10 protein-coding genes are annotated in these 12,162 nt (G+C 65.4%); 9 read left to right on the top strand and 1 reads right to left on the bottom strand.

Going from position 1 to position 12,162, the window contains the following annotated elements; genetic code table 11:
• The first annotated feature begins 7 nt into the window (after positions 1 to 7).
• The 7 genes from RF638_RS06540 (at position 8) to RF638_RS06510 (ending at position 9,161) form a co-directional block, all read left to right on the top strand.
• Positions 8 to 1,324 (top strand): homoserine dehydrogenase, encoded by a 1,317-nt coding sequence (locus RF638_RS06540; RefSeq protein ID WP_368841618.1) that lies wholly within the window; start codon positions 8 to 10, stop codon positions 1,322 to 1,324.
• An 83-nt stretch (positions 1,325 to 1,407) separates the two neighbouring features.
• Complete coding sequence (gene thrC, locus RF638_RS06535; RefSeq protein WP_315277969.1) at positions 1,408 to 2,517, top strand: threonine synthase; 1,110 nt, start codon at positions 1,408 to 1,410, stop codon at positions 2,515 to 2,517.
• A gap of 8 nt (positions 2,518 to 2,525) precedes the next feature.
• Entirely contained in the window at positions 2,526 to 3,503 is a 978-nt protein-coding gene (gene thrB / locus RF638_RS06530; protein ID WP_129701880.1) for a homoserine kinase, read from the top strand.
• Positions 3,504 to 3,802: 299 nt separating this feature from the next.
• Positions 3,803 to 5,995, top strand: coding sequence for a transcription termination factor Rho (gene rho, locus RF638_RS06525; protein WP_368841617.1), 2,193 nt, complete (start codon positions 3,803 to 3,805; stop codon positions 5,993 to 5,995).
• 48 nt (positions 5,996 to 6,043) lie between these two features.
• Positions 6,044 to 7,138 (top strand): peptide chain release factor 1, encoded by a 1,095-nt coding sequence (prfA, locus tag RF638_RS06520; protein ID WP_095797359.1) that lies wholly within the window; start codon positions 6,044 to 6,046, stop codon positions 7,136 to 7,138.
• A 6-nt stretch (positions 7,139 to 7,144) separates the two neighbouring features.
• The gene (prmC, locus tag RF638_RS06515; protein WP_368841616.1) at positions 7,145 to 8,044 is read left to right on the top strand and encodes a peptide chain release factor N(5)-glutamine methyltransferase; all 900 of its coding nucleotides are present in this window, start codon (positions 7,145 to 7,147) and stop codon (positions 8,042 to 8,044) included.
• A 10-nt stretch (positions 8,045 to 8,054) separates the two neighbouring features.
• Entirely contained in the window at positions 8,055 to 9,161 is a 1,107-nt protein-coding gene (locus RF638_RS06510; RefSeq protein ID WP_368841615.1) for an L-threonylcarbamoyladenylate synthase, read from the top strand.
• Between the two features lie 78 nt (positions 9,162 to 9,239).
• Here RF638_RS06510 and RF638_RS06505 read toward each other — a convergent pair whose 3' ends face one another.
• Positions 9,240 to 10,208, bottom strand: a complete 969-nt coding sequence (locus tag RF638_RS06505) for an NAD-dependent epimerase/dehydratase family protein (protein WP_368841614.1) — start codon at positions 10,206 to 10,208, stop codon at positions 9,240 to 9,242.
• Between the two features lie 155 nt (positions 10,209 to 10,363).
• Between RF638_RS06505 and RF638_RS06500 the strand changes: the two genes are divergently transcribed.
• Positions 10,364 to 11,290 (top strand): glycosyltransferase, encoded by a 927-nt coding sequence (locus tag RF638_RS06500; RefSeq protein ID WP_095797356.1) that lies wholly within the window; start codon positions 10,364 to 10,366, stop codon positions 11,288 to 11,290.
• A complete protein-coding gene (locus tag RF638_RS06495; protein WP_368841613.1) occupies positions 11,268 to 12,137 on the top strand; it encodes a glycosyltransferase in 870 nt (289 codons plus the stop codon). The genes RF638_RS06500 and RF638_RS06495 overlap by 23 nt, the downstream gene beginning before the upstream one ends.
• Positions 12,138 to 12,162: the final 25 nt, after the last annotated feature.

The raw sequence follows: 12,162 nt of genomic DNA, 5'->3' as shown, positions 1-12,162 counted from the left end.
AGGAGCAATGACTACTTCAGCGACTTCGCACCCACAGACTCCCCACTTGAAGGTCGCCCTGTTGGGCGCCGGCACCGTGGGATCCCAGGTGGCCCGCGTGCTGCTTGACTCCAAGGATGAACTCGCCCTGCGCTCGGGCGTCACGCTCGACCTCGTGGGCGTGGCCGTGCGCGACGTGGACGCCAAGCGAGATTACGAGATTCCGCGCGAATTGCTCACCACGGACGCGGATTCCGTGATCGACGCCGCGGACATCGTGGTGGAGCTGACCGGTGGCATCGAGCCCGCCCGCACTCGCATCCTGCGCGCCCTCAACGCCGGCACCACCGTGGTCACCGGTAACAAGGCGCTGCTCGCGGCTCATGGCCGCGAACTCCAGGACGCCGCGGCGGCGCCGGGCTCGCAATTGTCCTACGAGGCCGCCGTGGCCGGCGCGATCCCGATCGTTCGCCCCATGCGCGACTCGCTCGCCGGCGACAAGGTCACCCGCTTCCTGGGCATCATGAACGGCACCACCAACTTCATCCTGGACCAGATGGACACCACGGGCGCCGCATTCAACGACGCCCTGGCCGAGGCCCAGGAGCTGGGTTACGCCGAGGCCGACCCCACCGCCGACGTCGAGGGGCACGACGCCGCCGCCAAGGCCGCCGTGCTCGCGTCGCTCGCCTTCCACTCGACCTTCACCCTGGACGACGTCCACTGCGAGGGCATCACCGCGGTGAGCGCGGAAGATGTCGCAACCGCGGCCGAGGCCGGTTACGTGATCAAGCTGCTGTCCGTGGGTGAGCGCACCGAGGACGGCGTGAACCTGCGCGTCAACCCCGTCATGATTCCCCGCAACCACGTGCTCGGGGGAGTGCACGGTGCGTACAACGCCGTCTTTGTCGAGGCCGAGAACGCCGGCTCGCTCATGTTCTACGGCCAGGGCGCAGGCGGTGAACCCACGGCGTCGGCCGTTCTGGGCGACCTGGTGTCCGCCGCTCGCTCGATTGCGCGTGGTGCCGAGGGCATCCCGCTGAGCGATCACGCCAAGCTGCCCGCCGTGTCCATGGACAACGTGACCACGCGCATGGCCATCACCGTGACCGTGAAGGACCGCTTGGGTGTGCTCGCTCAAATCGCCCAGGTCTTCGCGGACCATGGCGTGTCCATCTCCACCATGCATCAGACCGAGGATCCCAAGGATCAGGCCATCTCCGTGCTGCGCCTGGTGACCCACACGGGTCGTCACCGTGATCTCATGGACACCGTGGGCGCACTGCGTGAGTTGCCCGTGGTGGCCGAGGTGCTCTCGGTGATCCCCGTGGAGACCGGCGACTAAGTCCACCGCCCCGCGGGGCGTTTCATAAACTTCAATGGGTGGTGAACGCCGCCCACCGTCACACAGCGTCGAGGAGAACCGGCATGGCACACGTCTGGCAGGGCGTCATCAACGAGTACAAGGACCGCTTGCCGGTCACCGAGGCCACCGAGGTCATCACCATGGGTGAGGGTGGCACGCCGCTGATCCAGGCTCGTGCCCTGTCCGAACTGACCGGCAGCTCCGTGTGGCTCAAGTTCGAGGGCATGAACCCCACCGGTTCCTTCAAGGACCGCGGCATGACCATGGCCATCACCAAGGCCAAGGAGGAGGGTGCGGAGGCCGTGGTATGTGCCTCGACGGGCAACACCTCCGCCGCCGCTGCGGCCTACGCCAAGCAGGCGGGGATGCGCTGTGCCGTGCTCGTGCCCGAGGGCAAGATCTCGATGAGCAAGATGTCCCAGGCCGTGGCCCACGGCGCGGACATCATCCAGATCGAAGGCAACTTCGACAACTGCCTGGAAGTCGCGCGCAAACTTTCCGAGTCCTATCCCGTGTTCCTGGTGAATTCGGTCAACCCGTACCGCATCGAGGGCCAGAAGACCGCGGCCTTCGAGGTCGTGGACACCCTGGGCGACGCCCCGGACATCCACGTGCTCCCGGTCGGTAACGCCGGCAACATCACCGCGTACTGGAAGGGTTACAAGGAGTACGCCTCCGAGATCCCGGCGACCTCCGGTGAGAAGTTGGCACCCGTGTCCACGCACACACCGACCATGTGGGGCTTCCAGGCTGCTGGCGCGGCACCGCTCGTGCTGGGTCACCCCGTCACCGAACCGGAGACGATCGCCACCGCCATCCGAATCGGCAACCCCGCTTCGTGGGACACCGCCATTGCGGCCCGTGACGAGTCCGGCGGTCTGATCGATTCCGTGACGGACGAGCAGATCATCGAGGCCCACCGCTGGCTGTCTTCGCGCGAGGGCGTGTTCGTGGAGCCCGGTTCGGCCTCCGGTGTGGCCGGCCTGCTCAAGAAGCAGCGCGCGGGCGAGGTGCCCAGCGGCAAGACCATCGTGATCACCGTGACCGGTCACGGCCTCAAGGACCCGCAATGGGCCATCAAGGGTGCCGAGGCCGAGGACGCCAGCGCGGTGGAGCCCAAGCGCGTTCCCTTCGACGTGGTCCCCGTGGCCGCAGCCTTGGGGTTGGAGTGACCGAGGTCGTGAACGAGCAGGTAGTCGCCGCACCGGGCACGAGCGTGTCGGTGCGGGTCCCCGGATCCACCGGAAACGTGGGTCCCGGTTTCGACACCCTGGGACTGGCCCTGGGTTATTACGACGAGCTCACGGTCACCCGCATCGAATCCGGTCTCGAATTCGAGCTCACGGGTGAAGGGTCGGAGAACGTGCCCCACACCGCGGATCACCTGGTGGTCCGTTCGATGCAGGCAGTGTTCGACGCCGCCGGGGCCGGTTCCCTGCCCGGGTTGCGGTTAAAGGCGCACAACCAGATCCCGCACGGTCGTGGCATGGGATCCTCGGCCTCGGCCGTGGTCGCCGGGGTGCTGGCCGCCAACGCATTGCTCTCTGACACCGCACGGCTGGATGATCGCACCATCCTGCAGGTGTGCTCCCAGCTCGAGGGGCATCCGGATAACGTGGCCCCCACCCTGTACGGGGGACTCACCGTGTCCTTCGAACAAAACGGCGAATTCGTCAGCGTGCCCGTGCATGTGCACGAGAACGTGATTCCGATCGTGGCCATCCCGGACTTCGAGGTGGCGACCTCAGTGGCCCGCGGCCTGCTGCCCGATACCGTTTCGCATCGCACCGCTGCGGTCACTGCCGGTCGTGCTGCACTGTTGGTCGAGGCGCTGAGCAACCGTCCCGAGTACCTGCTTCCGGCCACGTTCGACCTGCTGCACCAGCCCTACCGTGCCCAGGCCATGGGCCCGAGCTTCGAGCTCATGACCCAGTTGCGCGAGCGCGGATTCGCGGCGCTGATCTCCGGTGCCGGACCCACCGTTCTCACTCTGGCCAACGGCCCCGAAGCGGCGGAACAGGTGGTTGCGGCTATCGATGAGATTACCGCGGATGCGGATTCCGCGGCCCATACCCACAACAGTGAGGACGTGTCGTGGCGTGTTATGGCGCTACGCGTTCCCGCTGAGGGTGCTAAAGTGGGCGTATCCACGCAATAGGCCCTGGGTTCGCCCACGCGGTTCAAGCGGAGTCCCGCATTCGAGTCAGCTTTCGTGACCGAGCGTCACTGCTGTTTCAATGCGTCGCCTCAGTGCGATTCCTTTTCATGATGACCAGGTCACCTCTGTGATGTGACCGCAACTGGTGGATCAGAGGGATCAGAGGACCTCATTGCTGATTTTCTAGCGCGCAGTCTGCGCGCATTCAACGTGGCCCGCAGTAGGTGGCCCACAACAATATCGTCGGGTCAGTGTGCGATGTCATCGCTACGGCCCCCATCGAGTCAGAAGGAACCTTCGTGACAGAAACCACCGCCCCCGAACAGGGAACGGAAAACTCCAAGCCGCAGAACACTGGTTTGTCCGGGCTGAAACTTGCACAGTTGCAGGCTCTCGCCTCCCAGTTGGGCATCACCGGCGCTCGTCGGATGCGCAAGTCTCTGCTGGTCGAGGCCATCGAGGCCCACCAGCGCGGCGGTGCCGTGGCCGAACGTGACAAGGCCGTGGAGGAAAAGATCTCGGAAACCGCGCGCAAGGCATCGACCCGCCGTGCGTCGTCGTCGGAACCCGCACCCTCCCAGAACGCACCCAAGGACAGTGCCGCCTCGGACCAGGACGAGAAGTCCACCGATACCGCCAACGGCCCCGCGAACCAGGACGAGGACCAGAAGAACGACTCCCAGGGCGACAACCGCTCGGGGCAGAACGAGCGTCAGTCCGGCTCGCGCCGCTCCCGCCGTGCGTCCGCTTCCGGCCGCGGGGATCGCTCCCGTAACCAGAAGGATTCGGAACAGCAGGAGAACCAGGACCAGCAGTCCAAGGACTCCGGCCAGGAAAACCAGGGAGAGCAGTCCGAGAATTCCCAGAACGAGCAGAACGAGCAGAACGAGGACTCCAAGGATTCCTCCAACCGCGGCAACCGCAATCAGCGCTCGCGCGGCAACCGCAACGATCGTAACGACCGCAACGACCGCAACGATCGTGGCGATCGCAAGGACGGCAACAACTCGCGCGACGAGAAGTCCGGGTCCAACGACCAGGACAACGCCTCCCGTGACGACAAGGGGTCCCGCGACGACAAGCAGGATTCCAACCGCAAGGACTCCTCGCAGGACGGCCAGAACCGCAAGGACGGTAACGAGCGCAACGACCGCGGTAACCGCAGCCGGAACGATCGCAATGACCGGAACAACGACGGCAACGACCGTGACGGCAATTCGCGTCGTAACCGCCGCAACCGCAATCGAAACGATCGCAATGACCGCAACGATCGCAACGAGCGTCGCAATCGCCGCAGCCGCAACAACGGTCCGGACGTCGACGACATCGAGATCACCGAGGACGACGTCCTGTTGCCCGTGGCGGGCATCCTGGACGTGCTCGACAACTACGCGTTCGTGCGCACCTCGGGTTACCTCCCGGGTCCGTCGGACGTGTACGTGAGCCTGTCCCAGGTCAAGAAGAACAACCTGCGCAAGGGCGATGCGATTGTGGGTGCCATTCGCGCACCTCGCGAGGGCGAACAGAACAACAGCTCCCGTCAGAAGTTCTCCGCGCTCGTGCAGTTGACCTCCGTCAACGGTCGCAAACCGGAGGAGAACAATGACCGCACCGAGTTCTCCAAGCTGGTTCCGCTGTACCCGCAGGAGCGCTTGCGCCTGGAGACCGAGCCCAAGAAGATCGGTCCCCGCGTGGTCGATCTGGTGGCTCCGATCGGTAAGGGCCAGCGCGGCCTGATCGTGTCCCCGCCCAAGGCCGGTAAGACCCTCATGTTGCAGGCGATCGCCAACGCGATCACCACGAACAACCCCGAGGTGCACCTCATGATGGTGCTCGTGGACGAGCGTCCCGAGGAAGTCACCGACATGCAGCGCACGGTGAAGGGTGAGGTCATCGCCTCGACCTTCGACCGTCCCGCGGACGATCACACCACGGTGGCCGAGCTCGCGATCGAGCGCGCCAAGCGCCTGGTGGAAATGGGTATGGACGTGGTGGTCCTGCTGGACTCCATGACCCGCCTGGGCCGCGCCTACAACCTGTCCGCCCCCGCCTCCGGACGCATCCTGTCCGGTGGTGTGGATTCGGCAGCGCTGTACCCGCCCAAGAAGTTCTTCGGCGCCGCTCGTAACATCGAGAACGGTGGCTCGCTGACCATCCTGGCCACGGCGCTCGTGGAGACCGGTTCCAAGATGGACGAGGTCATCTTCGAAGAGTTCAAGGGCACCGGCAACATGGAACTGCGCCTGTCCCGCCAGCTCGCGGACCGTCGTATCTTCCCCGCCGTGGACGTCAACTCTTCCGGCACCCGCCGCGAAGAGAACCTGCTCTCCGCGGACGAGATCAAGATCATGTGGAAGCTGCGTCGCGTGCTGTCCGGTCTGGAACAGCAGCAGGCTCTGGAACTGCTCACCAACAAGTTGCGTGACACGCAGTCCAACACGGAGTTCCTGCTGCAGGTCCAGAAGACCACGCTGGCCAACGGTAAGGACTAGCGAGAACTCGTCGCTGTCCCGTTCCACCCGTCGATAGGAGACCCTTCAATGTCCGATCCCGTTCAGCCGCTGCTGGATGAGCACGCTCAGCTGCAGCGCGAACTGGCGGATCCCGCCGTGCACGCAGATGCGGGCAAGGCCCGCAAGCTGGGCCGGCGGTACTCCGAACTCAACGGCATTGTCGAAGCCCATCGACGGGTGGAACAGCTTTCCGAGGACCTCGAGGCCACGCGCGAGCTCGGCAGCGAGGACCCGGAGCTGGCTTCAGAGATCGCCCCGCTCGAGGCCGAACTGGAAACTGCTCAGGAAGTGCTGCGCCGCAAACTGATCCCCCGGGATCCGGATGACGGCCGCAACGTGATCCTCGAAATCAAGGCCGGCGAAGGCGGCGACGAGTCCGCTCTGTTCGCCGGTGACCTGCTGCGCATGTACATGCGTTACGCGGAGTCGCTCAAGTTCAAGACCGAGGTGCTCTCGTCCACCCCCACCGAGTTGGGCGGTTACAAGGACGTGCAGCTCGCGGTGAAGTCCACGTCCAACGATCCAGAACACGGTGCGTGGGCGCGGTTGAAGTACGAGGGCGGCGTGCATCGCGTGCAGCGTGTGCCGGCCACGGAATCTCAGGGCCGCGTGCACACCTCGGCCGCCGGCGTCCTGGTGTTCCCGGAGGTCGATGAGCCGGACGAGATCGACATCAGCCAGAACGACCTGAAGATCGACGTCTACCGATCCTCCGGCCCCGGCGGTCAGTCCGTGAACACTACGGACTCCGCGGTGCGCATCACTCACTTGCCCACGGGCATCGTGGTGGCCATGCAGAACGAGAAGTCGCAGTTGCAGAACCGTGAGGCCGCCATGCGCGTTCTCCGGGCGCGCATCCTGGCGCACCAGCAGGAACAGATCGACGCGGAGAACGCCGCCGTGCGCAAGTCGCAGGTGCGCACCGTGGACCGTTCCGAGCGCATCCGCACCTACAACTACCCCGAGAACCGCATTGCGGATCACCGCACGGGGTACAAGTCCTACAACCTGGATCAGGTGCTGGACGGCGCCCTGGAACCCGTGGTGAACTCCGCGATCGAGTTGGACGAGAAGACCCGTTTGGAACACCTCGGTCAAGACCAGGCTGGGAAGCAGGACTGACCGGCGGTGGAAGCTACCCTTGCCCAGGCTCTGCGGTGGGCGCACGGTGACCTTGCGGGGGCCGGTGTACCGTCTCCCGACACGGACGCCGTACTTCTCGCAGCTCATCTCATGGGGTTGAGCAGGGGAGAGGTCGAGGCCAAAGCCATTCTGGGTGCCTCCGAACCCGCGGGGTTCCGCGAGCTCGTGGCCCAGCGGGCTCAGCGCATTCCGCTGCAGCACCTGACCGGTAAGGCTCCGTTCCGTCAGCTTGAGCTGTCGGTGGGTCCCGGGGTTTTTGTCCCCCGCCCCGAAACCGAACTTCTGGTCCAACTCAGCCTGGATGAAGCTCGGCTGTGGCGAGAAGCGGGCGTTCCCCATCCTCGAGTGGTTGATCTGGGAACCGGTTCTGGTGCCATTGCCCTGGCCATTGCCACGGAAGACCCCACCACTCGCGTGTTCGCGGTGGAAAAAGAGGACTCAGCCTTCGACTGGGCGCAACAGAACCTGCGCGGTTCCAAGGTCACACTCACCCAGGCCGATTATCAGGACTACGAGCCCGAGAACGCGGGCACGTTCTGCGTGGTGGTGAGCAATCCGCCCTACGTCCCGCCCGAGGACATTCCCACGGAGCCTGAGGTCAGGGACTATGACCCACCCACGGCGCTGTACGGGGGAGCTGACCACGGGATGGCACTGCCCTGCGCCGCCATGGACACCGCCGTACGGCTGTTGCGGCCCGGTGGAGCATTATTCATGGAACACGCCGAGTCCCAGGTGGATGCCATGGAGCGTGAACTTGCCGCCCGTGGTTTCGTGGAGATCCAATTGCATTGCGACCTCGCCGGGAAACCCCGTGCGTCAGGCGCGCGCAGACCGGATGCGGATGAAGATTCAAGCATCGATCCGCACCAGACGTTGAGCTAAGGAGACGCTCGTGAGTGCCACGTACAAGTGCGCAGACCAAGAAACCATGGGCGCGGCGATCGATCACGCGGCGCGCGTCGTGGCAGACGGCGAATGCATCGTCATACCCACGGACACGGTGTACGGCATCGGTTGCGATGCGTTCTCTCCCATGGGCGTCCAAACCCTGCTCGGCGCCAAGGGCCGCACACGCCACATGCCGCCCCCCGTGCTGATTGCCAATCCCGGCGTCATGGCCGGTCTCGCCGATCAGGTCTCCGACGATGCCCGCGCCCTCGCCGAAGCTTTTTGGCCCGGTGCCCTCACACTCGTGTGCTGGGCTCAGCCCACCCTGGGCTGGGATCTCGGGGAAACCCACGGCACGGTGGCCCTGCGGGTTCCCGATGACCACGTCGCGCGGCAAGTTCTTGAGCGAGTCGGCCCCATGGCCGTGTCCTCCGCGAACCTCACGGGCATGCCGGCCGCGCTCAACGCCGACGACGCCCAGGACATGCTCCAGGACCGCGTCGCCCTCTATCTCGACGACGGCGCTCGGCCCACCGCCGAGCACGCGGCGGAGAATCCCAGCGGACTCCCGTCGACCATCGTCGACTGCACCGGTGACGTGCCCGTGGTGCTGCGCCTGGGTGCCATCGGACTCGATGAATTACGCTCCGTGGTTCCCAACGTGGACGGTGGAGACTCCACGACGGATGTCGAGACCGATGAGACGAGCGAGGACAGCGCCACCAGCGAGAGCGGTCCGAAGGGCGGGGCGAACGAGTCGGGTGAGAACGGCGACCACGATGCCTCGCCGAACGCAGGGGAGAGCCACGATACTGAGGTGACCGCCGCGGCGTCGTCGCCCGTCGACTCCGAAGCCGAGCGGGCGATAGACCGCTGGCGGCAGCAGAACGACGTCGGCGATCGGACGACACGCCGCGCGACGGCCGAACCATTGGTCGAGCCGGGAGCGCCCGAGGCCGAGGTCGCTAGGGCCCTGGTGCAGAACGCGGCCGCAAAACCTGGCGCGCGCGCGGATCAAAATCGCAATCGCGCGGATGCGTCCCAACCTCGATGGAACGGGACGTCCGCACTGAGCGTGGACGAGGCCAGCCAGTTGGTCAGCGGATCCTGACGCATCTCCGCGAAAACTGACGCACGGCAAGGGCCGCAACCGTGATGGTTGCGGCCCTCGCCGTGGCTGGTCAGGAGCTTACTTGCCCAGTGACAAGTGCGCCTGGCGCAGTACTTCTTGCACGTTGGGTTCGGGGATCACACCGTTCTCGTGCGCCCAACCGGGCACCTGACGCTGACCGAACCAGGTAACTTCGAGACGCCGGATGGCCCCGTTGAACCGATTATTGGCCAGTCCCGAAACCCAGAATCCACCGTCGATCACGGCGCGGCACAGGAACGGCGGCAGCTGCAGGGGATTGCGACGACCGGCATCGCGCAGAACAGAGCCAGTGGTCGCGCCCTCCCAGGGCTGCAGGATCACGGCGGGCAGTGGCTCGGGGAATTCGCCTACGGCCACGGCGAACTGGGCGAGAGCCTTGACCGACGTGACCGGGGTGGGCGCGGTTCCGTCACCGGCGACCGACGAGAACATCGAGGACGCGAACTTGGCCAGCAACCGCGTGGTGCGCCGCCCGCTGCCCATGACCGAGGTTGCGCGTAGCACCGTGAGCTGCGGGGCATGGGACTCGGTGTCCCACTGTGACCGCAAGCGGTACAGGGCGGATTCGCCCAGTGCCTTGGACAGCGAGTAGGCGGAGAACGGTGCGGTACGGATGGACTCGTCCAGCACGGGAGCATCTCCCTGGACCGAGGCGGAGCTGATGTGGATGACTCGTCGAACACCCGTGCGGTGCGCGGCCAGTGCCACCAGAACCGGCAGCAGGGCGTTGGCGCCGGTCAGCGACTGCTGGTGAGTCTGATCGGGCGCGGCCAATCCGGCGGCGTTGACCACGATGTCTGCGCCGGCGAACGAATCCGCCAGGTAGTCGATGACCGACTCCAACCGCTGCGCATGCTCGATCAAGTGGTGCACGGTGGTGGCCGGAGAGGCCAACCGGGGCGTGGACACGGGGGTCACGGCAATGTTCTTGGTCTGCAGGGCAGTGGTGATGGCCGACCCCACAAAGCCCGTGGCTCCGAGTACTCGCCAGCTACTAGCTGTCACGGTGAATCTCCTCCCGACAATGGTTTCTTCATCGTACGGCAGCGAACGGGCGCTGACCGTGTCCGGGAGATTGTCAGCCGCGCGTTGATAGAATCCGTGAGTCCAGCGGGGCCTCACGTTGTGGGTCCCTCACAGTACTTTCCGCGGGAGCAACCATGACTCGAGCCAGTTCACACCCGGCGCAGAGCCAGCGCGTCAGCGTCGCGTGCGTGACGCAGGACCGTCCCCGCGATGTGGACCAACTGATCGCGGGTCTGCGGAGCCAGACGGATCCGATCGACAGCCTGTGTCTGGTTGATGCAGGCAAGACGGCCTTGGACGAAACGCATCTTCGCGGGCTGATCGACGGTGCGTTCGAACTGCGTTACCTGCGCTCGGAAGCCAACCTGGGTGGTGCCGGTGGTTTTTCCCTGGCCATCCTCACGGCCCTGTCCACGGGTGCGGATCAGGTATGGCTCATGGACGACGACGCCCACCCCGAGGACGAAAACTGCCTGCGAACCCTGCGCCAAGCCGCCGCCGAACGGAACCTGGCCGTGGTGTCCCCGCTGATCGTGGCGCCCCAGGACCACGGCACGTTGTCCTTCCCGTTCCGCCTCGAGGGAACCATCACGCACTCTCGTGCTGACATCCAATCTTTAGGGTTCATCCCTTCCTACGCCGCCTTCTTCAACGGTGCGCTCATGGACGAGTCGGTGTTCTTCACCGTGGGACTCCCTGATCTCAAGCTGTTCCTGCGCGGGGACGAAGTGGACTTTCTGGTGCGGCTGCGCAAATCCGGCCTGTCCTTCGGAACTGTGACCACCACCGCCGTGGCACATCCTCCGGGATGGGACGAGGAACAGGTGGTCATCCCCGGAAAGCTCCAGGTGCTGATCCCTCCGGGCCAGTTCAAGCAACAGCACTTCTTCCGCAACCGCGGCTACGTGTCGTGGCGGTACAAGCGCGTGGTGCAGTTGGCCGCAGACGCCATCGGGTATCCGGCGTATTACCTGCAGCGCGGCGATCTCAAAGGATTGCGCACGTGGGCCGGCCGGTACGTCAATGGAATGCGGGGACGTGGTTTCGGTGGCCCTCGCTAAGCCCCTGGACCCTTGCGAATCTCCCGCCCCTTTCTCGCTGCTGGTTCCCGTCTACCGCGGGGATTCCGCTCACCGGGTGCGGCGGGCCATCGACTCCAATACCCACGAACAGACCCGGCCCCCGGCGCAGGTCGTGATCGTGCGTGACGGCCCCGTGCCGCAGGAGATCACGGACGAGCTCGACCGGATCAGCGCGGCGTCGGCGGTGCCCGTGGTGCGCGTGGAACTCGAACACAACGCGGGGCTGACCAATGCTCTGAACACGGGACTGTTGTGGTGCTCCCACGATGTGGTGGCCCGCGCGGACGCTGACGACATCTCTTACCCGGACCGTTTCGAACGGCAGTTGCCGCTGATCGAGGCCGGTGCGGATCTCGTGGGTGCCTCGATGCATGAAATCGGCGATGACGAGACCGCCCCCTTGGCCCTGCGCCAGGCACCGGTGGGTCGTTCCGAGATCGCCCGGGTGGCCAAGCGCCGCAACCCGATTTCTCACCCCTCCGTAGTCTTTCGCCGTAGCGCGGTGGAAGCGGTCGGTGGCTACGAACACGTCCCCATGGCCGAGGACTACTGGCTGTGGGCGCGCATGCTGCATGCGGGTGCCGACGTCCGCAACGTGTCCGAACCGCTGGTCGGTTACCGGGTGTCTGCGGGTTCCTACGAGCGGCGCGGTGGGCCCCGCGTGTTTCTGGCGGAAATGGCGTTGCAATGGAAATTGCGCCGTTTGGGGTACGTGGGCTTCATACAATGGGCGACGAACGTGATCGTGCGGGGCGGGTACAGATTTGTACCGCTCAAGGCGCGGGAAACGGCCTACCGGTTCATGGTGGGCCACCGCAACAGCTAGTTCGCGTGCACGAAAGGACGTCAAC

Source organism: Kocuria sp. CPCC 205235 (genome assembly GCF_040980905.1).
Lineage (GTDB): Bacteria > Actinomycetota > Actinomycetes > Actinomycetales > Micrococcaceae > Kocuria > Kocuria carniphila.
The sequence above is the reverse complement of the archived record's forward strand: the minus strand, read 5'-3'. Positions and strand labels throughout refer to the sequence as shown.

Bases quoted from the DNA above. Each gene is read 5' to 3' on its own strand.
- thrC (WP_315277969.1), top strand. From the start codon at position 1,408: ATGGCACACGTCTGGCAGGGCGTCATCAACGAGTACAAGGACCGCTTG.
- prfA (WP_095797359.1), top strand. From the start codon at position 6,044: ATGTCCGATCCCGTTCAGCCGCTGCTGGATGAGCACGCTCAGCTGCAG.
- RF638_RS06540 (WP_368841618.1), top strand. From the start codon at position 8: ATGACTACTTCAGCGACTTCGCACCCACAGACTCCCCACTTGAAGGTC.
- RF638_RS06500 (WP_095797356.1), top strand. From the start codon at position 10,364: ATGACTCGAGCCAGTTCACACCCGGCGCAGAGCCAGCGCGTCAGCGTC.